Here is a 22,171-nt window from a genome sequence, read left to right as displayed (position 1 = left end):
CGCACCGCAACCGACCTCGTGAACCCGCACTTCTGAACCAGGGGGGACACCCTTCATGCACGCAGACCTCTCCCGCTCCACGTTCCGCCCGGAGCGGCACTACTCCGCGGTCGTCGCCCAGCAGGGCCGCGTCCAGCTCGACGCCGACCTCAACGAACAGACCGCGATCCAGCTCCACCAGGCCCGCAGCCTCGCCGCGGACCTGATCGGACCGCACGGCGGGCCGCGCGACGCCGCCGGTTTCCGCATCGAGTACGTCGGCGGCAAGCACGAGATCGACACCCTCCTCATCCACGGCGGCCGTTACTACGTCGACGGCATCCTGTGCGACGCCGGCCGCCCGGCCGCCCAAGTGCCCGTCACCGACGAGGACAGCGACGAGCAGGCGGCGGAGCCGCCCGCGCACTGGACGTACTGGGACCAGCCCGACGGTTTCCGCGACCCGGAGAAACCCGGCGACCGGCTGCCCTCGCCCGCCCAGTCGCCGTTCGTCGTCTACCTGAACGTGTGGGAGCGCTCGGTCACGGCGGCGGAGGACCCCGCGCTGCGCGAGGTCGCCCTCGGCGCTGCCATGCCCGACACGGCCGCGCGCGTGAAGGTCGTCTGGCAGGTGCTGCCGCTGTCCCTCGCCGCCCTGGAGATCGAGGAGAGCGACCCCTCCAAGGAGGTCGTCCGCGCCGCGTTCACCCGCTGGGCGCAGCGCCAGTCGGCCCCCTCGGCCCGGCTCGCCGCGTGCGGTGAGCGGCCCGACCACGCCGACGAGGACCCGTGCCTGGTCAAGCCGGACGCCCGCTACCGCGGCCCGGAGAACCAGCTGTACCGGGTCGAGGTCCACGAGGGCGGCGAGGCGAAGGACGCCACCTTCAAGTGGTCCCGCGAGAACGGCTCCGTCGTGTTCCCCGTCGACGAACTCGACGGCACCTGGGTGCAGTTGGCGTCCCTCGGGCACGACGACAAGCTGGACCTGGACGTGGGCGACCACGTGGAGTTCGTCGACACCGCCTACGCCTCCCGCCTGGAGCCCCTGCCGCTGCTGCGGGTCGAGGAACTGGACCTGCCCGGCCGCCGCGTCCGCCTGTCCGCCGAACCCGCCCCGGGCGTCGGACGGCTCGCGCACCTGAACCCGTACCTGCGCCGCTGGGACCACCGCGGCGGCCCGAAGCGCAAGGGCCGCAGCACCGCCCTGCGCGGCGGCGCGGTCCCCGTCACGGAGGGGGAGTGGCTGCCCCTGGAGGACGGCGTCGAGGTGTACTTCGCCAAGGGCGGCGCCTACCGCACCGGCGACCACTGGATCGTGCCCGCCCGCACCGCCACCGGCAGCGTCGAATGGCCCGTCGACCCGGCCCGCCGCCCCCTCCTCCAGCCACCGGCCGGCATCGCCCGGCACTTCGCCCCGCTGGCCCTGATCAAGGGCGAGGGCAGCGCCGTCGACCTGCGTCTGGCGTTCGGCCCGCTGGCGAGCAGCATGCCGCCCGCGGACGAGGCGACGCTCGCCGCCGAGGAGCAGGCCCGCCGCGAGGAACTGGCCGCCGAGGACCCCTCCCACGGACGGTCCCACACCACCGCCGAGGCGGAAGCCGCCGTGGAAGGAGACAACTGATGGCCAAGCCGCTGAGCGCGTCCAAGCTGGTGGAGATCCTCAGAGCCGAGGGCCTGACCGTCCACGAGGTCCGCAGATGGCGCACCCACAACCGCAACAGCAAGGGACCCTGGGGCCCGGTCAACGGCGTGATGATCCACCACACCGTCACCTCCGGCACCGCCGCCTCCGTCGACATCTGCTACGACGGCTACTCCAGCCTGCCCGGCCCGCTCTGCCACGGCGTCATCGACAAGAAGGGCCACGTCCACCTGGTCGGCAACGGCCGCGCCAACCACGCGGGCCTCGGCGACAGCGACGTCCTGCGCGCCGTGATCAACGAGTCGAAGCTGCCGCACGACAACGAGGCCGACACCGACGGCAACCGGCACTTCTACGGCTTCGAGTGCATCAACCTCGGCAACGGCAAGGACCCCTGGCCGGAGGTGCAGAAGGAGGCCATCGAGAAGGTGGCCGCGGCGATCTGCCGCCACCACGGCTGGTCCGAGCGCTCCGTCATCGGCCACAAGGAGTGGCAGCCGGGAAAGGTGGACCCGCGCGGTTTCACCATGGACAGCATGCGGGGGCGCATACGCGACCGGCTCAAGGGCGCCGGAGGCGGCGGCAAGCCCGCCCCGGACCCCGAGCCGGCGCCCAAGCCGTCCTACGAGCCGTTCCCGGGCGCCGCGTTCTTCCACGTCGGGCAGCGCTCCCCGATCATCACGGCGATGGGCCGCCGCCTGGTCGCCGAGGGGTGCAGCCGCTACGAGGAGGGGCCGAGCCCCGACTGGACCGAGGCCGACCGCCGTTCCTACGCGCTGTGGCAGCAGAAGCAGGGCTTCTCCGGCAAGGACGCCGACGGCATCCCCGGCAAGCTCACCTGGGACCGGCTGAAGGTGCCGAAGTCCAAGTAGCGACCGGGTTGCGCCCCTCCTGCGCGGAGGGGCGCCCGCCCGTCACCAGCGGGGGAGCCGCAGCTCGTACTCCGGCTGGATCCGCCGCATGTAGCCGGTGTCGTCCCTGCCGCGCATCCCGGAGTCGACGTACCGCCGGTGCAGCTTCTCCAGCTTGTCGTGGTCGAGCTCGACCCCCAGCCCCGGCCCGGTGGGCACCCGCACCTGCCCGTCGCGCAGCTCCAGCACACCGGGGACGATCACGTCGTCCGCCGAGTTCCACGGGTAGTGCGTGTCGCAGGAGTGGTCGAGGTTGGGAATCGCCGCGGCGACATGGGTCATCGCGGCGAGGCTGATGCCCAGGTGCGAGTTGGAGTGCATCGACAGGGCGATCCCGAACGCCTCGCAGACGGCGGCCAGTTCCCGGGTGCGGCGCAGCCCGCCCCAGTAGTGGTGGTCGGTGAGCAGGACCTGGATCGCGTTCTGTTCGACGGCCGGTTTCAGGTGCTCCCAGGCGATCACGCACATGTTGGTCGCGAGCGGCATCGGCGACTCCTTCGCCACCTGCGCCATGCCGTCGATGCCCTTGGCCGGGTCCTCCAAGTACTCCAGTACACCGTCGAGTTCACGTGCGACGTACTTCGAGGTCCCGACCGTCCACGCCACGTTCGGGTCCAGCCGCAGCGGCTGCCCGGGGAAGGCCTCCGCCAGCGCCCGGATCGCGGCGATCTCCTCGTCGGGCGGGAACACCCCGCCCTTGAGCTTGAACGACCTGAAGCCGTACCGCTCCTGCATCAGCCGGGCCTGCTCGACGATCCCGGCGGGGTCGAGGGCCTCGCCCCAGTCGTCGGTGATCGCCGGACGGCCGTCGAGCGCGGGGTGCTCGGCCCACTTGTAGAAGAGGTACGCGGCGAACGGCACCGCGTCGCGGACCGTGCCGCCCAGCAGATCGCTGACCGGGCGGCCGAGCAGCTTGCCCTGCGCGTCGAGGCAGGCCACCTCCACCGCAGAGGTGGTCCAGCCGCGCTCGTGCGAGCTGGGCACGGTCGGCAGCAGGGCCGCGTCGATCGCGGCGGCGACGGCGGTGGTGTCGAAGACCTCCATCCCGGCGACCACCTTCGCCGCGGCCTGGAGCCGCTCCAGCCGGGCGGTGCCGCCGGGGGACTCGCCGAGCCCCACCGTGCCGTCCTCCAGCACGAGTTGGAGGATGATCCGCAGCGCGAGCGGCTCGTGCACCCCGTTGGAGTTGAGCAGCGGCGGGTCACTGAACGCGATGGGGGTGATGATCAGCTCACGGATACGCGTCGAGCTCATGCGGCGGCCACCTCCAGTCCGTGGTCGAGGAGTTTCGCCAGCCGGGCGATGTGTTCCGGCGTCGGATCCAGCAGCGGAGCCCGGACGCCGCCGACATCCAGGCCGCGCAGCGTCACACCGGCCTTGACGAGCGACACGGCGTACCCGGGGACCTCGTCGCGCAGGGCGACCAGCGGGCCGTAGAACTCGTCCAGGAGCCGCGAGACCAGCGCCTCGTCGTCCTCGGCGAGGGCCCGGTGGAAGGCCAGGGCGATCTCCGGGGCGAAGGCGAACACCGCCGAGGAGTACAGCTCGACGCCGATGCCCCGGTAGGCGGGCGCGGTCATCTCGGCGGTGGGCAGGCCGTTGAAGAACTGGAAGCCCTCCGTGCCCGGCACGGCACGCACCGCGCGGACGACGCGGTGCATCCGCTCGATGTCCCCGATGCCGTCCTTGAGTCCGACGACCCCGGGCAGGGCGGCGATCTCGGTGGCCGTGTCGGCGGTGAGCCGGGCGCTACCGCGCTGGTAGAAGACGACGGGCAGCGCGGTGGCCGCGGTGACCTCCCGGACGTAGCGCACCAGGCCCTGCTGCGGGGCGCCGACCAGGTAGGGCGGCAGCAGCAGGATGCCGTCGGCGCCGGCGCGTTCGACCCGGGCGGCCTGGTCCCGGGCGACCGGTGCGGGACCGCCGGCGGCCGCGAAGACCGGGACCCGCCCGGCGGTCGTCCGCACCGCGACCCGGGTCGCCCGCTCGATCTCATCGGCCGACAGGGCGTGGAACTCGCCGGTGCCGCAGGCGACGAACACACCTCCCGCGCCCGCGGCGACACCCGACTCGATGTGCTGGGCCAGCCGTTCCTCGTCCAGTGAACCGTCCGCCGCGAACGGCGTGACCGGGAAGAACAGCACTCCGTGGAACTTCATGTCTCCCTCATACATGGGGGGGGTGGGTGGTCAGCCCTTGGTGGCACCGGCGGCGATGCCGGTGACCAGCGAGCGCTGGAGGAGCAGATAGACGATCAGGCTGGGTATCAGGGCGATGACCGCACCGGCCAGCACCACCCCCGAGCCGACCTCGGGGTCGGTGCGCAGGATGGACAGGGCGACGGTGACCGTGTAGTCGGTGGGGTCCTTGGCGGCGATCAGGGGCAGCAGGTACTGGTCCCAGATCATGATGAAGCCGAGCACCCCGGCCACGCCGAGCGCGGGCTTGCACAGCGGCAGGATGACCTGCCACAGCATCCGCAGCTCACCGACGCCGTCGATGCGGGCGGCCTCCTCGATCTCGTCGGGTATGTCCTTCATGAACTCGGTGAGCACCATCACCGAGAAGCCCCAGGCGCCGAGCGGCAGGATGACGCCCCAGACGGTGCCCTTCAGATCGAGGCCGACCACGGGCACATGGCCGAGGACCAGGGACAGCGGGATGGCGATGACCTCCTCGGGGAGCATCATCGTCAGCATGAACAGGGTCAGGATCAGCGCCTGCCCGCGGAACCTGTGCCGGGCCAGGGCGTAGGCGGCGAGCGTGCAGACGACCAACTGGAGCAGCAGTCCGCCGCCCGCGATGACCAGGGAGTTGCCGAAGTAGTCCCAGATGCCGCGCTCGCCCGCCACCCGGAAGTTCAGCAGGGTCGGGTGGTGGGGGAGGAACGACAGGGTCGAACCGCTGGCCTTCTCGCTGAACGAACCGGAGAAGACCGTCACGAACGGCGCCGCGAAGACGCCCAGGGCGAGGACGCAGAGCAGGACGCGCAGCGCCCAGGCCAGGCCCGGCCGGTCGCTCCAGCCGAGGGCCGTGTCGAAGCGGGCGGGGGTGGTGCGCTGCTTCCCGGCGGACTTCCCCGTCGCAGAGGCGGTCACCGGGGTCCGGACGGGGTCGATGGCGGGCGCGCTCATCTCACGTCTCCCCTCTTGCGGAAGTAGTTGACGGTGACGGTGAGCAGCAGCGTCACGCAGAGCAGGAGCACGGAGGCGGCCGAGGCGCCGCCGATGTCGTTGCGGGAGAAACCGAGGGTGTAGGCGCGGGTCATCCACACGTCGGTCGACCCGGCCGGACCGCCGCCGGTGAGGACGTACACCTCGGTGAAGACGCGCAGTCCGCGGATGGCGGCGAGCGTCAGGACGATGCCGAGTGCCGGGCGGATCGCGGGCAGGGTGATGTGCCGCAGCCGCTGCCACAGCGACACCCCGTCCATCGCGGCGGCCTCGTACAGCGAGCGGTCCACGCCCGCCAGTCCGGCGAGGATGATCACCATGTTGTACGGGGCGAGCATCCAGATGCCCATGGCCATGGTCGCCCACAGCGCCGTGTCGGGGTTGTCGAGGTAGGGCACGGGCCCCAGACCGAGCAGCCCGAGACCGCTGTTGATCAGGCCGTCGGAGGTCGGGTAGTACATCAGCCTCCACATCTCGCCGACCACCGCGGTGGCGGTGACGACGGGCAGGAAGACGGCGGTACGGATGATCCTCAGCGACCGGGCCTGGCCTTCGAGCAGCAGGGCCAGCAGGACGCCGGCGACGATGCCGCCGAGGGACATGCCGATGCCCAGGACCAGCGTGTGGCCGATGGCGTCCTGGAAGCGGTGGTCGCTCAGGACCCGGGTGTAGTTGTCGAGGCCGACCCACTTGTCACCGAGGAAGGGCCGCACGTCGAAGAAGCTGAGCCAGACGCCCTTGCCCATGGGGAGGAACTTGAAGACCAGGGCGAGCAGCAGACCCGGCGCGAGGAACAGCCAGGGCAGTACGGCCTTCTTGCTGAGGAACCGGGCTCTGCGCGGCCCGGGTGTCGTCACGGTCGCGGTCATTTCAACAGGTCCTGGTCCTTGAGGTCACCGGCGAGGGTGTCGTTGAGTTCCTTGAGGCCGGAGCGGACGTCGCTGCCGCAGTACGTGAAGATCGCGTTGAGCGAGTCGGCGGTGTCCTGTTTGATCGGGGCGAAGTCGGGCGCGTTGGGGAACTGCACGGAGGCCGTCTCGTACGCCTTCTGCACCACGCTCCAGCGTGGGTCGTGGCGGACCTTCGCCGCGTCCAGCGTGGAGTTGACGGGGATGCGCACGACGGGCTGGTGGTCGCCGGTCATGGCGAGCGTCTGGCCCTCGGGGGAGATCAGGAAGGCCGCGAGCGTCCGCTCCAGCCGGGCCTTCCCGGTCTTCGCGCCGAAGTAGACGTTCTCGCCGTCGGCGAGCACGTTGTTGTTGCCGGCCGGGCCCGACGGCGCGGGCAGGACCTCGTACGTGTCCTTGCCGAGTGCCTTGTCGAAGGTGGAGATGTTGTACGGGCCGGTGAGGTACATCCCGGCGTTGCCGTCCTGGAAGTTGGTGGTGGTCGCGGTGACGGAGGTGAGGGCGCTGGGCTGGATGACACCGTTGTCACCGCAGAAGAGGTTGTCCTTCATCCAGGTGACGGTGCGCAGGGCCGCCGCCGAGTCCATGGCGGGCCGGTAGCCCGACCCCTCCTTCTCGATGATCCGCACCCCGCCCTGCCACAGCCAGCTGGCGCCCCACCAGGCGACGTAGCCGTTCTGGGCGCTGCCCGGGACGACCATGCCGTATGTGTCCTTCTTGCCGTCGCCGTCCGGGTCGCGGGTGGCGAAGGCCTTGGCGAGGGCGAGGGTGTCCTGCCAGGTCTTGGGCTGCGGCAGGCCGAGCTTCTCGCGCCAGTCCTTGCGGACGAACAGCGTCATGGCCTGACGGGAGTACGGGATGCCGTAGTGCCGGCCGTCGCGGCCCACGGTGGACGACCAGGACTGGGCGGTGATCTCGCCGTGTCCGGCGATGGAGGCCGGGGTGATGGGCTTGAGCAGGCCCTGGGCCTGGTAACTGCCCATCAGGGCCGTGTCGTTGATCAGGACGTCCGGCAGGTCCTTGGTGGACGCGCGGCTCTGCAACTGCTGGTCGAAGTTCATGACCGGCTGATAGTCGATCTTGATGCCGGTCTTCTTGGTGAAGGCGGCGAACACCCTCTTGTAGGTCTGGGCGGATTCCGGATCGCTCCGGGTCCACACCTCCAGCGTGTTCGGATCGCCGGCCCGGGCGCTGCCGGAACCGGAGCCGCAGGCGGCCGTTCCGAACAGGAGACCCGAGACGGCGAGCGCGGCGGCCAGGCGTCGGCGATCCCGCATGGATGGTTCTCCGTTCATATCCGTGAACCAACTTCACGAATCTAAATGATCGGCCAAGCTAGGATCGTTTCATCACCATGTCAATACATGGCTGAAATATTTCACCGAGGTCACACGAGGTCACGCGATGCCACATGAGGCCACACGAAGCCGTGCGCGGGCCCGGGGAACGACAGCGGCCCCAACCGGATGGACCGGTTGGGGCCGTGTGAGAGAAGGTCCGAGGTCAGCCGCGGTGCTCGGCGCGCTCGGCGTTCTTCTTCTTGAGCCGGGCCGCCTCCTTGCGCACCTCGGCCTGGGTGGCGCGCTCCCGCTTCAGCCACTCGGGGTTCTCCTGCTTCAGCGTCTCGATCTGTTCGGTGGTGAGGGCCTCGGTGACGCCGCCGCGGGCGAGACCCGCGATGGAGACGCCGAGTTTCGCCGCGACCACCGGGCGGGGGTGCGGGCCGTTGCTCCGCAGGTCCTGAAGCCACTGCGGCGGGCTCGCCTGGAGCTCGTTCAGCTCGGCGCGCGAGACGACGCCCTCCCGGAACTCGGCGGGTGTGGCCTCGAGGTACACACCCAGCTTCTTCGCCGCGGTCGCGGGCTTCATGGTCTGGGTGCTCTGGTGCGACGTCATGGCGTCCAGCGTATCGAGCGTGTGCACGACCGCTGACCACGGCCGCCGGCCACGACCGTCCACCACGGCCGGTAACCTGGCCGGGTGACAGGCTCGGATGAATCTCCCTCGTTCCGGCTCGTGTACGTCCCCGGGGTGATGCCCGACAAGTGGGTGCGCATCTGGAACGAGCGGCAGCCCGATGTCCCGCTGGCCCTGACGCAGGTGCCCGCCGGAGCGGCGGCCGGGCGGCTCCTGGGCGGGGACGCCGACGCGGGCCTCGTACGCCTTCCCGTCGACCGGACGGTCTTCAGCGCGATCCCCCTCTACACCGAGCAGACGGTCGTCGTCGTGCCCCAGGACCACCTGGTCACCGCGGTCGACGAGGTGTCCCCGGAGGACCTGTCCGACGACATCGTGCTGCACCCCCTCGACGACGTCCTCGACTGGGAGAACCTCCCCGGGCGCCCCGCCCTGGAACGCCCCGCCACCACGGCCGACGCCGTCGAACTGGTCGCGGCGGGGATCGGCGTGCTCGTCGTCCCCCTGTCGCTGGCCCGCCTGCACCACCGCAAGGACCTCACCCACCGTCCCCTCAAGGACGCCCCCGAGTCGAGCGTGGCCCTGGCCTGGCCCGAGGACGCGACGACGGACCTGGTGGAGGACTTCATCGGCATCGTCCGCGGCCGCACGGCCAACAGCACCCGGGGCCGCCGGCAGCCTCCCGCGCAGGACAAGCCCCAGCGCGACGACCGCCGCAGGCAGCCGGCCAGGCAGGCCGGCGTGAGCCGACGCGGCTCCTCCAGCGGCACCCCCAAGGGCGGCAAGAGCGCCAAGAGCGGCAGGAGCGGCAAGCAGGGCAAACCCCGCCGCCGCTCCTAGCCGCGAGCCCCCGGGGGCCGGCTCACCCCGCCGACGGAGACGGCTGGAGCGCGTTCGGAGCCTCCGTACGCAGGTCCTCCAGCTCCTTGGGGATTTTCAGGGACAGGACCGGGGCGCCCGGCTGAGGAGGCGGTGGCGTCGTCATCTCCTGCGGCATCTTGGGCGGGCTGGTCTGCTGGAGGTTGACCTGCTCGTGATTGACCAGACCGGTCTGCTCCAGGATCGTGATGTGGTCCAGCACCGTGGAGTTGGCCTGGTCGGCGAGCTGACGCACCAGCGTGTTCCGCGTGTTGGCCCGGACCTTGGCGATGGTCGAGAAGATCTGGCCGTGGGTGACCCGCATGATGCTCACCGCCGTCGAGTCGAACTCCTGGCCCTGGGCGCCCTCCACTGTCGCCACGAACTGCTGCTGCTGGGGCGAGGCCTGGTTCGGTAGCGTGATGCCCAGCTCGGGGGCGATCTTGCGGCAGGCGATGTCCAGCCGCCCGTGTCCGACGACGAGGTGCTTGCCGGCCTCCTTCATTGCGGCAGATCCGCCGCGCTGCATCACCAGCGCACCCAGAGGTGACTCCCACAGCCCGGCCGCGCGCACCTTCACCACGAAGTCGCGGTCCGCCTCGGTCAGGGGCCCGTACTGGGTGTTGGCGATGATGCGGTCCTGGCCGGAAGCCGTGTTCTGCACGCCCAGCATGCTCGGATAGGCGAGCGCGGTGAGCGTGAGGATCATCGCACCGCCCACGAACGCGGTTCCTGCCGTGCTGCGCGAGATGCGCATCGTGCCTCCTGGGATATGAACGGCCCAACGCCAGGAAGTACGTATGCCAGGGGCGAAACAATCACCGATGCCGTAAAAAACTTGGTCAACCGGCCGGGCCCGGTGCCGAGGGCGACACGGCACCGGACCTGGCCGGAAAGACTCAGGGCCGGTACGAGGCCGCGCCCGCCGTGCGCACCACCTCGTCGCCGTCCGCTTGGCTCAGCAGCCCGGCCGACACCCACGCGTCCACCGTGGACCGCACCCGCGCCACCAGCGCCCCCTTGTTCCGGAACGGCGCCCCGGCCCAGACCTCGTCCAGCAGCGTGGTGCCGTCGGCCTTCGCCGGGTTGGCGACACCCGAGTCCCGGCCGCCGAAGACGACCTTCGGCTCCGAGCGCCGGAAGTAGGCGTGCGTCGGATCCTCCGTCCCCTCGAAGAACGGCGCCCACTGTGTGCCGTCCAGCGTGAAGTGCAGCGGCTTGCCCGCAACCGGCGTCAGGGAGTGCGACAGATCGCCGGACAGCCCGGCATCGCGGTACAGCCCTACCTTCAGGTACTCCGTGGCGGCGTCGCGGGCGACCAGATTGACCGGGCCGTGGAACAGGGTCTGCAGTGACGGGTCGTCGAGGGCCTTCTCCACCCGCGTCCGGAACGGCATGGCGATGCGGACGGTGTCGCCGGGCCGCCAGGTCCGGGGCACGTCGAAGTAGCTCCCGGGCTCCGGAGTCCCGGACACGGCACGCCCGTTGACGGTCACCCGGAACCCGGCCGTCGCCCACGACGGGACCCGCAGCCGCAGTGTGAAGGAGGCCCGGCGGCCCCCGAAGGCCAGCGTGCTGCCCTGCTCCCTGGGGAAGCCGGTGGTCTGCGTGACCGTGACGCCCTTCTCGGCCCAGGCCAGCGTGGACGGGCTGTACAGGTTGACGTAGAGCGCGCTGCCGTCGGCCTTCGCGAAGTACACCGAGTCCTGGTACTTCGTGGCACTCTCCATGCCGGTGCCCTCGCAGCAGGTCGTGCCCTGCTTGGGTGTGTAGTCCCGGACATGACCGGGCGTCAGCCCGATGAAGTACGTGACGAGTGGCTTCTCCGCGTCCGGCTTGTCCTGCTTCGAGCCGAGCACCTGGTTGTACAGGGCCCGCTCGTAGTAGTCCATGTACTTCGGGTCCTGCTCGTGGAAGAACAGGGTCCGGCTCAGCTTGAGCATGTTGTACGCGCAGCAGGTCTCGGCGGTGGTCGCGCCGATCGTGCCCGCGATCACGTCCCGGGCCTTGAAGAACTCCTGGGTGCTGGTGCCGCCGATGCCGTACATGCGGTGCGGTTCGACCATGTCCCAGAAGTTCTTCGCCGCCCTGAGGTAGCGCTCCTCGCCCGTCTCGTCGTACAGCCGCACATAGCCGGTGAAGATCGGGATGTGCTGGTTGGCGTGCAGCCCGTCGAGGACGTCGGTGTTCGCCGCGCACGCGTCGATCAGCCGGTCCAGGTCGAACAGCTTGGCCAGTGCGAGGTGTTCGGCCTTGCCGGTGATGGAGTGCAGGTCGCAGATCGCCTCGACGATGCCGCCGAACTCGCCGCTGGAGAAGATCCCCCACATGCGCTGGAGCGTGGACTCGGGCAGCTTGGACAGCCGGGAGTACATCCAGTCGCACATGCCGGACGCGAGGTCCAGGGCCCGGTCGTCGTCCGTGGCGCCGTAGGCGTCGAGCAGCCCCCTGAGGATCTTGTGCGCGGTGTAGTACGGCGCCCACACCTTGGTGTAGTCGGAGCTGGTCCGCGACTCCAGGTCGATGAACTGCGTCTCCGGGTACGCCGCGAGGAACCCGGGGTGGCTGGGCCCGCCCCAGGTGCGGCGCAGGGTGGCGGTCAGGTTCCGGCCCGAGGCGTCCGCGAACGTCCCGCCCGCCTTCTCGTCGAAGGCGTACGACGCCAGATCGCCCCGGCCCGTCGAGGCGTCGGCGGCCCGGCGGCTCTGCAACTCCGTGATCTCGGCGGCCGTCAGCGCCCGTGAGAACACGTTGAACTCCTCGTAGGCGCCCGCGAAGACCGGGTCGGCGGAGTAGTTCGAACGGCCGAGCCAGTTGTTCTTCGGCGTGCCGAGGACCGCCGGGGTGAGGCTCATCGCGGTGTTCCGCGTGACGGCCGTGCCGTTGACGTAGAGCGTGCCGGTGCCGTCCGCGATCGTCACCGCCAGGTGGCTCCACTGGTTCAGCGGCAGCGCCGCCGTGCCGTCGAGGGCCTGCTCGCCGCCGGCGCCCGACGTGGTGATGGCGAAGCGCGGCACTCCGGCCTGGTTGCGGGCGGCCAGATACATGTAACGGGTGGTGTTGTCACCGAAGTCGAAGACGCGGGTCCAGCCGGCGTCGTGGGTGGGCCGCACCCAGACGGAGAGGGTGATCGCCGAAGCTCCGCCGAGCACGGCCGCCGGCAGGTCCACGTACTGGTAGGAGCCCCGCACCTGATCGGCGCCGGTGCCGAACCTCCCGGGGACGCTCAGCACTTGCGGGTCCCGCCGCAGCGCGGCGCGCACGTCGGTCAGCGCCCCGACCATGGTGCCGATCCGGTCGGCGAAGACCCGCTCCTTCGTGCCGCGGTACGCCTGCGCCAGCATGGTCAGGAAGTGGCCGGTGTAGTGCCCCCGCAGGTTGCCGTTGGCCTCACCGTCCAGCCCCTCCCAGCCGCCGGGGGCGACCGCGCCGCCGGTGGAGAGACCGGCGTTGGCGCGGAACACCTGGAGCAGCCGGTTCACGTCGTAGCCGCGGGCGTGGTCCAGCATCAGCTGCCGCTTGTCGGCGAAGACGCCCCGGCCGAGGCTGACGTCGTCCAGGTCGAAGGGCCGTACGGTCCAGGCGGACGGCGTGCCGGCGGCAACCGCCGCGGTCGCGGCGGACGCGGCAGCCGGCCGTGTGGTGACCTCGGATGTCGCGGGTACCGCCGCGGCGAGGGCCGCGACTTGGAGAAGGGTTCGTCGGGAGAGGGGCCGTGCCATGTGTGCTCCTCCACGGGTCCACAGGGTCCTGGTAGGCGAGATGATCGATATATCGAACGTTGTGCGGATAGTCGACCAGACCCTAGGGAGGGGACGGGGGAGCGTCAACGGGGCGGGAGAGGTGAAGTTCAGGAAAGGCCGGGCGAGTTCAGCAGCCAGTCGTACGCGGCTCGTGCCGTGAACTCCGCCTGGCCGCCCCGCAGGAGCAGCCCCGCGGTGGCGAACTCCGGGGCGTCCGCCTGCGCCGGGACGTACGGGATCGCGATGCACCGCATCCCCGCAGCGTGCGCGGCGGCGGCGCCCGGGGCGGCGTCCTCCAGAACCACGCAGGCCGACGGGTCCGCCCCGAGCCGGCGGGCCGCCTCCAGGAAGACATCGGGGGCCGGCTTGCCGTGCGCGACCTCGTCCGCCGAGACGACGGTCCGCAGATGGGCGTCGAGGCCCGTGCCCGCCAGGACCGCCTCGATGGCCTCGGGCGAGGACCCCGAGGCCACGGCCATGGGCACGTCCTCGGCCGCGAGCAGCTCGACGAACGCGCGCATCTCGGGGTACGCGCGTGTGGAACCGCGCGCCAGGTCCAGATAGCGGCGGTTCTTGGCGGTGAACAGTTCCTCGACGGAGGCCCGCAGGCCGTACCGCTCGATCCAGTCCGCGACCGTCTCCTGCGTGCTGATGCCGACGTACCGCTCGTGGTCCGTCCAGCTGAAGTGGGTGACGCCGTGCTCGGCGAGGGTCTGCCGGCCCGCCTCGTAGTAGTTGGGTTCGCTGTCCACGAGCGTTCCGTCGAGATCGAAGATGACCGATACGCCGCCGAGATTGCTCATGGTTCCAGCATGTCAAAGACCATGATCCGCAGATCGCCAGGGGGTCATGACCGGGCCGCGCGGCCGATCGACTCCACCAGCGGCAGCAGCCGGTGGGGGACGCGCTCGCGCAGGGCGATCTCGGTGCGGGTGCGGACGACCCCGGGAAGACTGATCAGCTTCTGGACGACGTCCTCGAGATGCGCGTTGTCCCGCGCCACGACCCGCGTGAGCAGATCCCCACCGCCCGTGATGGAGAACGCCTCGACGATCTCGGGCACCGCCGCCAGCGCGTCGCCCACCTCGTCGAGATGTCCCTGGGTGACCTCGATGTGCACGAACGCGAGCACCGGATGCCCGAGCGCGGCGGGGGACAGGGCCGGTGCCGTGCCGGTGATCACGCCGTCGCGCTCCAGACGGTCGAGCCGCGCCTGCAACGTGCCCCGGGCGACACCGAGGACACGGGCGTACTCGCGCACGCTCGTGCGCGGCTGCTCCAGCAGCAGCCGCAGGATGCGGGTGTCGAGCTCGTCCACGGCCATGCCGCGCCCTCCTCGTCCGTTGGCCCTGTCCCGGCCGCTCTCGGGCCGCTCCGGCTGTACCAATGGATCAGTCTAGGAGGAGGCTGTTGAGCCAGTGGCGCCGTGCGGCCTCGGGCGACCGTAGCGTCGCTGGCTGTGTCTCCTGCCTGGGGTCAGCACGGGGCCCAGGGGGGAGGAGAGGGGCCCGTGCTTGGTCGACGGTCGTGATCCGTGTCTGCTGAGCACCACACCGGGCGCCGAGGGTGGGTGCCACCCGCTGATGCTCAGGTGAGGGGTTCGACGGGGAGCACGCCCTGCTGCTGGTTGCGGTGGCCGCCGAGTTTGCGGACGAGGGCGACCAGGGCGAGAGCGAGGATCGCGAGCGCGATGAGGACGGCGCTGACCGCGGTGACGGTCGGGTCGACGTCGAACTGCAGGGCGTTGAAGACCAGGACCGGCAGGGTGCGGGTGTCGGGGGTGGACATGAACTGGGCGATGAAGAACTCGTCGAAGCTGGTGATGAAGGAGAACACGGCGGCGGCGATCAGGCCGGGGGTGGCCAGGGGGAAGGTGATGCGCCGGGCGATGGTCATGCGGCCGGCGCCCATGCTGGCGGCGGCGTCTTCGAGGCGTTCGTCGATGCCGCGCAGGGTGGAGATCATGATGAGGACGGCGATGGGTGCGGCGAGCACGGTGTGGCCGAGGGCGATGGCCAGGGGGCTGCCGAGCATGCCGGCCGGTTCGAAGAACAGGAACAGCCCGAGCGCGATGACCACTTGCGGGATGAGCAGCGGAGCCAGGACGAGGCCGTAGACGGCCGTGTGCAGGGGGAGCCGGCCGCGGGCCAGGGCGGTGGCGGCGGTGACGCCCAGGATGAGGGAGAACACGGTGGTCAGGGTGGCGACGAGGCTGGACAGGGCGATGGAGGTGGCCCAGTCGCTGCCGGGTGCGGCCATCTGCTCGTACCAGCGGGCGCTGTACTCCTTGGGCGGGAAGGTGCCGATGCCGTCGGCGCCGAAGGAGGTGACCAGGATGATGACGATGGGCATGGCCAGGAAGAGCAGGATGGCGGTGGCGCTGATGCCGCGGCCGATGTGTCCGGCTCGGGTGGCGGGCAGTTCCATCATGAGCCGCTCCTTCGTGCAGCCGTCTTCCTGCGGCGGAGCTTGGCCAGGCCGAGCACGCCGAGCCCGGCGAAGGTGAGCAGGAGCAGGATGACGCCGAAGGCGGCGGCGGAGTTCCACTGGTCCTGCTTCATCACCTGCTGGTCGATCAGTGCCGCGACGACGGTCTGCTTGTCGCCGCCCATCAGGGCGGGGGTGATGTAGTAGCCCAGGCACAGGATGAAGCTGAGCAGGCCCGCCGTGCCCACACCCGGTGCCACCAGGGGCAGGTAGACCCTGCGGAAGATGGTCAGGCGTGAAGCGCCGAACCCGGCGGCCGCCGCGAGCAGCCGGCGGTCGACACCACGCATCACACCCTGCAGCACCAGGACGGTGTAGGGGAGCATGACGGAGGTGGTGCCGATGACGACACCGGTCTCGTTGTAGAGCAGCGAGTAGGGCGCGCCGGGGGCGTGCACGGACGTCAGCAGCGTGTTGATCAGGCCGTGTTCACCGAGCATGATGATCCAGCCGTAGGTGCGCACCAGCGCGCTGATGAAGTGCGGTACGACCACGATCAGCATGGCCAGCGCGGCGAAGACGGGCCGCATCCGGGTGATGGCGTGGGCCAGGACGAAACCCACCAGCAGGCTCAGCACCGCGGTCTCCGCCGAGATCCGCAGCGTGGAGATCAGCACCGACAGGTTCACGCCGCTGAGCGCGTCGGCGTACCAGTGCAGGGTGAACCCGCCGGTGTCGCCCTTGAGGCTGAGGGAGAGGACGCCGACGATCGGGTAGACGAACAGGACGAGGAGGAACAGCGTCACGGGGACGGCGTTGACCAGGGCGAGGCGGGAGCGGTGCCCGCGCAGGGCGGATGTCTTCACCCGCACCTTGCCGGGTGCGAGAGCGGTGCCGGCCACGGGCTCAGCCCCCGTCCATCTCGTCGAAGACGCTGACGTCCTCGCGAGCGGCGGTCACACACACCCGCTCGCCGGGGCGCGGCGGAGCCAGGGCCGTCTCGATCCGCAGCGGAGGCGTACCGGGAGCCGCTCCGTCCAGGCGGACCGTGATCCGGGTCAGCGAACCCACGTACACCGCTGTTTCGACCGTGCCGGAACAACAGCTCTCCTCGACACCGACCAGCCGCAGCTTGCCCGGCCGCACCGCTGCCCGCACCCGCTGCCCGGGAACGCACGAGTGAGCGCGCGCCGTGAGCACACCACCGGTGTCGAGGCGCACACGGGTGCAACCGTCCGCGGTGGGCTCCTCGACCTTGCCGTTGAGGAAGTTGGCGGCGCCGAGGAAGTCGGCGACGAAGGGGGTGCGGGGGCGTTCGAACAGGCCGCGAGGGGTGTCGAACTGCTCGATGCGGCCGTCCCGCATGATGGCGATCCGGTCGGACAGGACCAGAGCTTCCTCCTGATCGTGCGTGACGTAGACGACGGTCAGGCCCAGTTCGCGCTGGATGGTCTTGATCTCGGTCTGCATCTGGTCGCGCAGCTTCTTGTCCAGCGCGCCCAGCGGCTCGTCCATCAGTACGATCGGCGGGCGGTAGACCAGCACCCGGCACAGGGCGACACGCTGCTGCTGACCACCGGAGAGCTCACGCGGCTTGCGGCCGGCGAACCTCGACAGCCCGGCCGCCTCCAGCGTCTCCCCCACGCGGCGGCGGATCTCCGCCTTCGGCACTCCCCGCAGTTGCAGGGGGAAGGCGACGTTCTCCGTCACGGTCATGTGCGGGAAGAGCAGGTACTGCTGGAAGACGAAACCGAAATCCCGCTTGCCGGGGTTGAGGCCGGTGATGTCCCGGCCGTCGACGCTGACGGTGCCGGAGTCGGGCTCGGTGAACCCGGCCAGCATCATCAGCGTGGTCGTCTTGCCCGAGCCCGACGAGCCGAGGAAGGTGACGAACTCACCCGCCGCGATCTCCATGTCCACACCGTCGACCACCGTCGTTCCGCCGTAGGACTTGCGCAGCCCCGTCACGGACAACGACTTACCGGTCAGCGAGCTGGGTTCCGGGGCGAGAGCCGTGGCGAGAAGTTTGGAACGCTCAGGCATCGGCCCACTCCTGCCAGCGCTTGGTGACCGCCTCCAGGTTCTTGTCCCACCAGGCCACGTCGGTGTCGAACCCGGTCTTGAGGTTCTTCGGCGAGGTGGGCAGCGTGGCCAGGATGTCGTCCGAGAGCAGCTTGGTGGCGGCGGGGACGACCGGGCCCTGCGGGTAGAGCTTGGCGAAGGCCGCCTGCACCTCGGGGCGCAGGGAGAAGTCGATCAGCTTGTAGGCGGCGTCCGTGTTGTCCGCGCCCTTCGGGATGCCCCAGCCGTTGGTGAGCCTGCGGGCGCCGTTCCACTGGTAGGCGACCGGCTGCCCCTGCTTGATCAGCTCGTCCGCGCGGCCGCTCCACAGGCTGGTCGCGACGACCTCCTTGCGACCGAGCAGGACGGCCGGCAGGGCTCCGGTGTTCCAGAACTTCTTCACGTCGCCGCGGATCCGCGACATCGAGGCGAACGCCCGGTCCACATCCAGCGGGTACAGCTTGTCCAGCGGCACGCCGTCGGCCAGTAGCGCGAACTCCAGCTCCGGGTAGTCCGCGTCAGCGCTCTGCAACGAGCGCGGACCGGCGAAGGAGTGGGTGTTCCAGAAGTCGGCCCAGCTCTTCGGCGCGCGCTTCAGACTGTCCGTGCGGTAGGCCCAAGATCAGCAGGGTGTTGTCCATCAGGTGGACCTGCGGCCGGCCCTGTTTGACCTGGGCGATGACCTGCGCCGACTGGTAGTTGACCGTGGTGACCGTGATACCGGTCTCCTTGGTGAAGGGCTCGTAGATCGCCTTCGTCAGGGCGTCGTTGTAGGCACCACCGCTGTTGCTGACGACGAGCCGCTTCTTGCCGCCGCCGCTGGACGAGCCGCGGCTTTCACCGGAGCCCATGAGGGCGCCGCAGCCGGTCACCGCGCTGGCGGCGGCCAGCGCGCGCCGGCGGTGCGAAGTACGCTTCTGCGTCCTATCAGATTGCCTTCCATGGCAGAGCCTCCTGGAAATCGCTGGGTATACCGGGGGGAATCCGTGATGCGGGGACGTACTGGTCCCGGCGGAGGGGGGCTGGAACGCCGTAATGGCGGACGGAAACGCGCGGGGCTCAGGCCGCCGAGCGAGACCGGGGCCCGTAGTGCATCCGTGGAATGGGTGCGGGAGGCACCGGATTCTCGTCCCGCACGGCAGCACAAGCCGTGGGAGAAGCTCGGGTGCGCGCCGTGCGGGACTGGTGTTGCCTTGGATCAGATGCCGAGCATGGTGTTGAGGTCGTCCAGGGACTTCACCGTCACGTAGTCGTAGCCGTGGGTCACCGGGTCGTAGCCGCGGTCCAGCAGAACCAGGTTGCGGAAGCCCATGTCGTGCATCGACTGGTGGTCGTAACGGGTGTGCGAGGCGACGTGCACGAAGTCCTCGGGGGACGCGTCGAGCTTCTCGAGCATGTACTCGAACGCGGCGTACCGGGGCTTGTAGTAGCCGGCCTGCTCAGCGGTGAGGACCGCGTGGAAGTCCGCGCCGAGCTTCGGCACGCTCTCCGCGAGGAAGGAGTCGTCCGCGTTGGACAGGATGACCAGCTTGTAGTGCTCGGCCATCTTCTTCAGCGGCTCCACCACGTCCGGGTGGGGCCCCCAGCTGCGGACGCCGTCGGCGAACCGCTTGCCGGCGTCCGGGGCGGCCTTCACACCCCACTTGCGGCAGACCCGCTCGAAGGAGTCCTGCAGCACCTGCTCGTAGGGGTAGTACTCGCCACGGACCTGGTCGTAGCGGTAGCCGCGGAACTCCCGCACGAACTGGTCCCACTGCTCGGCGGGGATCTGGTCGCCGACGAGTTCACGCGTGATGGGGGTGATCGGGTATTCGATCAGCGTGCCGTAGCAGTCGAACGACACGTATTTCGGCCGGAACTGCAACGAGGGAATGGCCATGAGGATGCTCCTGTCCTTCTCCGTGGAAACCGCACATGTTCGGGAATGGATTTTCAGGAATGCCCATGACGGGCTTCCCGTAGGTGCGCGACGACGTCGTCCAGGCTCACGGCCAAGGAACGCTCGACATTGATCCAGTCGTCCTTGGCGTGACCGAGGAGGTACTCGCGCCGTTCGGGTGCTCGCTCCGCGCGCCAGTTCGTGATGAGCGCACGCAGTGTGAGTCGTGCCAGCGCGGCAACCGGGAGCAGCGGAAGTTCCGAGGCCTGGATCGGCCGCTCCCGTTGGTAGCCGGCGGCGAAGGCGCAGGCGTCCCGCCAGGGATGGTCCGGCGTCCTGCCGAGCAGGTTCGCCATGGGAACGGCGGGGTCGAAGATCACCGCACTGCGCACCGTGTCGCCGAAGTCGATGACCCCGGTGACGAAGTGATCACTTTTTGGATCCACCACGATGTTGTAGGGGCTGAAGTCACCGTGGATGACTTGCGTGTCGAGATCTCCCAGCCTCGGGACGACGTTTTCGCCGAAGAGCCGGAAGACCGATAGGGCCGCCCGGCGGTGCTCGGGGCTGGGCGTGTGCTCGACCAGTTCGGTCAGGTGGTGGAAGTGCCGGATGTCCCATGCCAGACCCCGGCGGTCCGCCGGGTGCGCGAACCTCCTGAGCGCCACGTCGATCAACCCCAGCATCTCGCCCGCACTGGCGAGCCGCTCCGTATCCGGGTTCGCATCGGCAAGGACCTGGCCTTCGACGAAGTCGAACACCCGCAGGAACCGAGTCCTGCCGTCGTCCATCCTGATGGTCACACTGTCATCTCCGCCGGCGGTCAGCTTCACCCGCTGGACGGGCAAGTGCGGAGCGGTGCTTTCGAGGTAGCGCATCGCGGCGGTCTGGAGGGCGACAACCGCCTCCGCCTCGTCAGGTGGTGAGACCTTCACCAGGTAGCTTCTCGAGCCGGCGCTGAGCCTGAACGTGTCGTCCTTCTCGGTCGCCAGTCGCTCCAAACGCCCGCTGAGGCGGTAGTGCTCCTCAAGGAAGATGCTCACCAGCATCACGTCGATGGGCTGATGGGACGAGGTCAGCCCGCTCTCCTCAAGGAGCCGTTGAGCATAGGTCGGAGCTGGTGAGGTGTTCACGGTCAGTCCCTTCGGCCGGCGTGTTACAGGCGGTTTTTCGCGACCTCGGCGAAGGTCTCCAGAAAGCGGGTCACATCGGCGGAGTCGAAGGCCAGCGGAGGGCGGATCTTCAGCGTGTTCGCCGACGTGCCCGTGCCGTTGATCAGAATGCGGCGATCGCGCATGTCGTTGATGACGTCTTCGGCAAGCAGACGGTCGGGCTCGAGGGTCTGACGGTCCTTGACGATCTCCACGCCGACGAAGAGACCGGCGCCACGGACCTCGGCGACGTAGGGGGAATTGCTGGTGATCTCCCGCAGCCCCGCGCGCAGAGCGTTGCCGCTCTCCAGAACGCGCCGCTGCACGTTCTCCTTCTCGAAGACGTCCAGCACCGCGGCGCCGGCGGCCACGGGGATGGAACTGCCGCCGAAGGTGTTGAAGTAGCGGACGTTGCGTCCGAACTCCTCGCTCACCTCGGGGCGGAAGACCACACCGGAGATCGGCAGTCCGTTGCCCATCGGCTTGCCCATGGTGACGATGTCGGGCACCACGCCGTGGCGGCTGAACCCCCACATCGAGTCCCCGAGCCGGGCGAATCCCGACTGGACCTCGTCCGCGATGTAGACACCACCGGCGGCGTGCACCTCCTCCACCACGGCCTGCATGAAGCCGGGCGGGTCGGTGAAGATGCCGTCGCTGCTGTGGGCGCTGTCGGTGATCAGCGCCGCGAGCCGGTAGCCGTGGCGCTCGAGGTCGTCGATCGCGGCGCGCACCTGCTGCCGCATGTGCTCGTCGAGCGTGGATCCCGGCGCGACGAGGCGCGGGTCAGGAGCGTCGATGAGCCTGACGTTCGGGCCCAGCGGCGAGCCCGCGCCCAGGGTCGGCGAGAAGCTCGCCACCTCCCTGGTGATGCCGTGGTAGGCCCAGCGGGTGACGATGATGCCCTCGCCGCCCGTGTGGAACCTCGCCACCCGCACCGCCAGGTCGTTCGCCTCCGAACCGCTGCACGCGATGCTCAGCTTCGACAACTCCTCGGGGAACGTCGCCAGAAGCCGCTCCGCGTAGTCGACCAGTGCTTCCTGGACATAGCGCGTGTTGGTGTTGACCGCCGCCATCTGCCGGGCGACGGCCTCGGCCACGTGCGGGTGGGCGTGCCCGACGCACGGGACGTTGTTGTAGGCGTCGAGATAGTCGTTGCCGTCACGGTCGATCAGGTGGGCCCCGTGACCGGAGACGAACTCGACCGGCTCCTTGTAGATGAGCGTGTAGCCGGGGCCCAGCACCCGCTCGCGGCGCCGGATGGTCTCTTGGAGGTGTTCGGGGAGTTCGCTCAGTACACCCGGGTCGAACCGGTTGGGGTAGTTGGCGATCGCCCGACTCAGTGTGGAAGTCATCTGCAGGCACACCTTCAGTCTGGTTTTCGTCGAGGTTGCTCGCTGCTGTGGCTGGAACCATACCATCGCTCGTTCCAGTTCCAGCCTGAAACTAGAAACTTTTTCGCCTGGATCGGAGCGCGGTCTCGCGGCTGTGCGACGGCCACGGGAGCCAGACCGATACTCCG

21 protein-coding genes are annotated in these 22,171 nt (G+C 69.7%); 3 read left to right on the top strand and 18 right to left on the bottom strand.

The window, feature by feature from the left end:
* Positions 1-55 precede the first annotated feature (55 nt).
* Together ACFZDA_RS18215 and ACFZDA_RS18210 are read left to right on the top strand one after the other, a co-directional pair.
* On the top strand, positions 56-1,600 hold the full coding sequence (locus ACFZDA_RS18215) for a DUF6519 domain-containing protein (RefSeq protein WP_391082042.1): 1,545 nt from the start codon (positions 56-58) through the stop codon (positions 1,598-1,600).
* Positions 1,600-2,493 (top strand): peptidoglycan-binding protein, encoded by an 894-nt coding sequence (locus tag ACFZDA_RS18210; RefSeq protein ID WP_391082039.1) that lies wholly within the window; start codon positions 1,600-1,602, stop codon positions 2,491-2,493. Before ACFZDA_RS18215 ends, ACFZDA_RS18210 begins: the two co-directional genes overlap by 1 nt.
* Positions 2,494-2,535: 42 nt before the next feature.
* On the opposite strand, the gene ACFZDA_RS18205 is transcribed toward ACFZDA_RS18210, so the two are convergent.
* The 6 genes from ACFZDA_RS18205 to ACFZDA_RS18180 form a co-directional block, all read right to left on the bottom strand.
* Positions 2,536-3,786, bottom strand: coding sequence for an enolase C-terminal domain-like protein (locus tag ACFZDA_RS18205; RefSeq protein ID WP_391082036.1), 1,251 nt, complete (start codon positions 3,784-3,786; stop codon positions 2,536-2,538).
* Positions 3,783-4,691 (bottom strand): 5-dehydro-4-deoxyglucarate dehydratase, encoded by a 909-nt coding sequence (locus ACFZDA_RS18200; RefSeq protein ID WP_391082033.1) that lies wholly within the window; start codon positions 4,689-4,691, stop codon positions 3,783-3,785. Before ACFZDA_RS18200 ends, ACFZDA_RS18205 begins: the two co-directional genes overlap by 4 nt.
* A gap of 30 nt (positions 4,692-4,721) precedes the next feature.
* Positions 4,722-5,666: an ABC transporter permease subunit gene (locus tag ACFZDA_RS18195; RefSeq protein WP_391082030.1), complete on the bottom strand. Its 945-nt coding sequence runs from the start codon at positions 5,664-5,666 to the stop codon at positions 4,722-4,724.
* A complete protein-coding gene (locus ACFZDA_RS18190; protein WP_391082027.1) occupies positions 5,663-6,574 on the bottom strand; it encodes an ABC transporter permease subunit in 912 nt (303 codons plus the stop codon). Before ACFZDA_RS18190 ends, ACFZDA_RS18195 begins: the two co-directional genes overlap by 4 nt.
* Complete coding sequence (locus ACFZDA_RS18185; protein ID WP_391082024.1) at positions 6,571-7,890, bottom strand: ABC transporter substrate-binding protein; 1,320 nt, start codon at positions 7,888-7,890, stop codon at positions 6,571-6,573. The genes ACFZDA_RS18190 and ACFZDA_RS18185 overlap by 4 nt, the downstream gene beginning before the upstream one ends.
* Positions 7,891-8,116: 226 nt before the next feature.
* Complete coding sequence (locus tag ACFZDA_RS18180) at positions 8,117-8,509, bottom strand: DUF5997 family protein (RefSeq protein ID WP_391082021.1); 393 nt, start codon at positions 8,507-8,509, stop codon at positions 8,117-8,119.
* An 84-nt stretch (positions 8,510-8,593) separates the two neighbouring features.
* On the opposite strand from ACFZDA_RS18180, the gene ACFZDA_RS18175 reads away from it, so the two are divergent.
* Positions 8,594-9,370 (top strand): LysR substrate-binding domain-containing protein, encoded by a 777-nt coding sequence (locus tag ACFZDA_RS18175; RefSeq protein ID WP_391082019.1) that lies wholly within the window; start codon positions 8,594-8,596, stop codon positions 9,368-9,370.
* A gap of 22 nt (positions 9,371-9,392) precedes the next feature.
* Here ACFZDA_RS18175 and ACFZDA_RS18170 read toward each other — a convergent pair whose 3' ends face one another.
* The 12 genes from ACFZDA_RS18170 to ACFZDA_RS18115 form a co-directional block, all read right to left on the bottom strand.
* Positions 9,393-10,145 carry a DUF4142 domain-containing protein gene (locus ACFZDA_RS18170; RefSeq protein WP_391082016.1) on the bottom strand — a complete coding sequence of 251 codons (753 nt, stop codon included), beginning with the start codon at positions 10,143-10,145 and terminating at the stop codon, positions 9,393-9,395.
* Positions 10,146-10,287: 142 nt separating this feature from the next.
* Positions 10,288-13,110 (bottom strand): beta-L-arabinofuranosidase domain-containing protein, encoded by a 2,823-nt coding sequence (locus ACFZDA_RS18165; protein WP_391082013.1) that lies wholly within the window; start codon positions 13,108-13,110, stop codon positions 10,288-10,290.
* A 128-nt stretch (positions 13,111-13,238) separates the two neighbouring features.
* Positions 13,239-13,934 carry an HAD-IA family hydrolase gene (locus ACFZDA_RS18160; RefSeq protein ID WP_391082010.1) on the bottom strand — a complete coding sequence of 232 codons (696 nt, stop codon included), beginning with the start codon at positions 13,932-13,934 and terminating at the stop codon, positions 13,239-13,241.
* A gap of 44 nt (positions 13,935-13,978) precedes the next feature.
* A complete protein-coding gene (locus ACFZDA_RS18155) occupies positions 13,979-14,455 on the bottom strand; it encodes an Lrp/AsnC ligand binding domain-containing protein (protein WP_391082006.1) in 477 nt (158 codons plus the stop codon).
* 263 nt (positions 14,456-14,718) lie between these two features.
* Positions 14,719-15,561, bottom strand: coding sequence for an ABC transporter permease subunit (locus ACFZDA_RS18150; protein WP_391082003.1), 843 nt, complete (start codon positions 15,559-15,561; stop codon positions 14,719-14,721).
* On the bottom strand, positions 15,558-16,460 hold the full coding sequence (locus ACFZDA_RS18145; protein ID WP_391082000.1) for an ABC transporter permease subunit: 903 nt from the start codon (positions 16,458-16,460) through the stop codon (positions 15,558-15,560). Before ACFZDA_RS18145 ends, ACFZDA_RS18150 begins: the two co-directional genes overlap by 4 nt.
* A 4-nt stretch (positions 16,461-16,464) precedes the next feature.
* Positions 16,465-17,601, bottom strand: a complete 1,137-nt coding sequence (locus tag ACFZDA_RS18140) for an ATP-binding cassette domain-containing protein (protein ID WP_391081998.1) — start codon at positions 17,599-17,601, stop codon at positions 16,465-16,467.
* The gene (locus tag ACFZDA_RS18135; protein WP_391083235.1) at positions 17,594-18,217 is read right to left on the bottom strand and encodes an extracellular solute-binding protein; all 624 of its coding nucleotides are present in this window, start codon (positions 18,215-18,217) and stop codon (positions 17,594-17,596) included. Before ACFZDA_RS18135 ends, ACFZDA_RS18140 begins: the two co-directional genes overlap by 8 nt.
* The gene (locus tag ACFZDA_RS18130; RefSeq protein ID WP_391081995.1) at positions 18,138-18,470 is read right to left on the bottom strand and encodes a hypothetical protein; all 333 of its coding nucleotides are present in this window, start codon (positions 18,468-18,470) and stop codon (positions 18,138-18,140) included. Before ACFZDA_RS18130 ends, ACFZDA_RS18135 begins: the two co-directional genes overlap by 80 nt.
* Positions 18,471-18,817: 347 nt before the next feature.
* Positions 18,818-19,498 carry a haloacid dehalogenase type II gene (locus tag ACFZDA_RS18125; protein ID WP_391081992.1) on the bottom strand — a complete coding sequence of 227 codons (681 nt, stop codon included), beginning with the start codon at positions 19,496-19,498 and terminating at the stop codon, positions 18,818-18,820.
* A 53-nt stretch (positions 19,499-19,551) separates the two neighbouring features.
* Positions 19,552-20,631: a phosphotransferase gene (locus ACFZDA_RS18120; RefSeq protein WP_391081990.1), complete on the bottom strand. Its 1,080-nt coding sequence runs from the start codon at positions 20,629-20,631 to the stop codon at positions 19,552-19,554.
* Positions 20,632-20,654: 23 nt separating this feature from the next.
* On the bottom strand, positions 20,655-22,004 hold the full coding sequence (locus tag ACFZDA_RS18115) for an aminotransferase class III-fold pyridoxal phosphate-dependent enzyme (protein WP_391081987.1): 1,350 nt from the start codon (positions 22,002-22,004) through the stop codon (positions 20,655-20,657).
* Positions 22,005-22,171 lie beyond the last annotated feature (167 nt).

It is taken from the genome of Streptomyces sp. NPDC007991 (genome assembly GCF_042958445.1).
Lineage (GTDB): Bacteria > Actinomycetota > Actinomycetes > Streptomycetales > Streptomycetaceae > Streptomyces.
The sequence above is the reverse complement of the archived record's forward strand: the minus strand, read 5'-3'. Positions and strand labels throughout refer to the sequence as shown.

Bases quoted from the DNA above. Each gene is read 5' to 3' on its own strand.
- ACFZDA_RS18140 (WP_391081998.1), bottom strand. From the start codon at position 17,601: ATGCCTGAGCGTTCCAAACTTCTCGCCACGGCTCTCGCCCCGGAACCC.
- ACFZDA_RS18165 (WP_391082013.1), bottom strand. From the start codon at position 13,110: ATGGCACGGCCCCTCTCCCGACGAACCCTTCTCCAAGTCGCGGCCCTC.
- ACFZDA_RS18210 (WP_391082039.1), top strand. From the start codon at position 1,600: ATGGCCAAGCCGCTGAGCGCGTCCAAGCTGGTGGAGATCCTCAGAGCC.
- ACFZDA_RS18170 (WP_391082016.1), bottom strand. From the start codon at position 10,145: ATGCGCATCTCGCGCAGCACGGCAGGAACCGCGTTCGTGGGCGGTGCG.
- ACFZDA_RS18125 (WP_391081992.1), bottom strand. From the start codon at position 19,498: ATGGCCATTCCCTCGTTGCAGTTCCGGCCGAAATACGTGTCGTTCGAC.
- ACFZDA_RS18215 (WP_391082042.1), top strand. From the start codon at position 56: ATGCACGCAGACCTCTCCCGCTCCACGTTCCGCCCGGAGCGGCACTAC.
- ACFZDA_RS18115 (WP_391081987.1), bottom strand. From the start codon at position 22,004: ATGACTTCCACACTGAGTCGGGCGATCGCCAACTACCCCAACCGGTTC.
- ACFZDA_RS18200 (WP_391082033.1), bottom strand. From the start codon at position 4,691: ATGAAGTTCCACGGAGTGCTGTTCTTCCCGGTCACGCCGTTCGCGGCG.
- ACFZDA_RS18180 (WP_391082021.1), bottom strand. From the start codon at position 8,509: ATGACGTCGCACCAGAGCACCCAGACCATGAAGCCCGCGACCGCGGCG.
- ACFZDA_RS18205 (WP_391082036.1), bottom strand. From the start codon at position 3,786: ATGAGCTCGACGCGTATCCGTGAGCTGATCATCACCCCCATCGCGTTC.
- ACFZDA_RS18150 (WP_391082003.1), bottom strand. From the start codon at position 15,561: ATGATGGAACTGCCCGCCACCCGAGCCGGACACATCGGCCGCGGCATC.
- ACFZDA_RS18190 (WP_391082027.1), bottom strand. From the start codon at position 6,574: ATGACCGCGACCGTGACGACACCCGGGCCGCGCAGAGCCCGGTTCCTC.
- ACFZDA_RS18155 (WP_391082006.1), bottom strand. From the start codon at position 14,455: ATGGCCGTGGACGAGCTCGACACCCGCATCCTGCGGCTGCTGCTGGAG.
- ACFZDA_RS18130 (WP_391081995.1), bottom strand. From the start codon at position 18,470: ATGGGCTCCGGTGAAAGCCGCGGCTCGTCCAGCGGCGGCGGCAAGAAG.
- ACFZDA_RS18195 (WP_391082030.1), bottom strand. From the start codon at position 5,666: ATGAGCGCGCCCGCCATCGACCCCGTCCGGACCCCGGTGACCGCCTCT.
- ACFZDA_RS18160 (WP_391082010.1), bottom strand. From the start codon at position 13,934: ATGAGCAATCTCGGCGGCGTATCGGTCATCTTCGATCTCGACGGAACG.
- ACFZDA_RS18185 (WP_391082024.1), bottom strand. From the start codon at position 7,890: ATGCGGGATCGCCGACGCCTGGCCGCCGCGCTCGCCGTCTCGGGTCTC.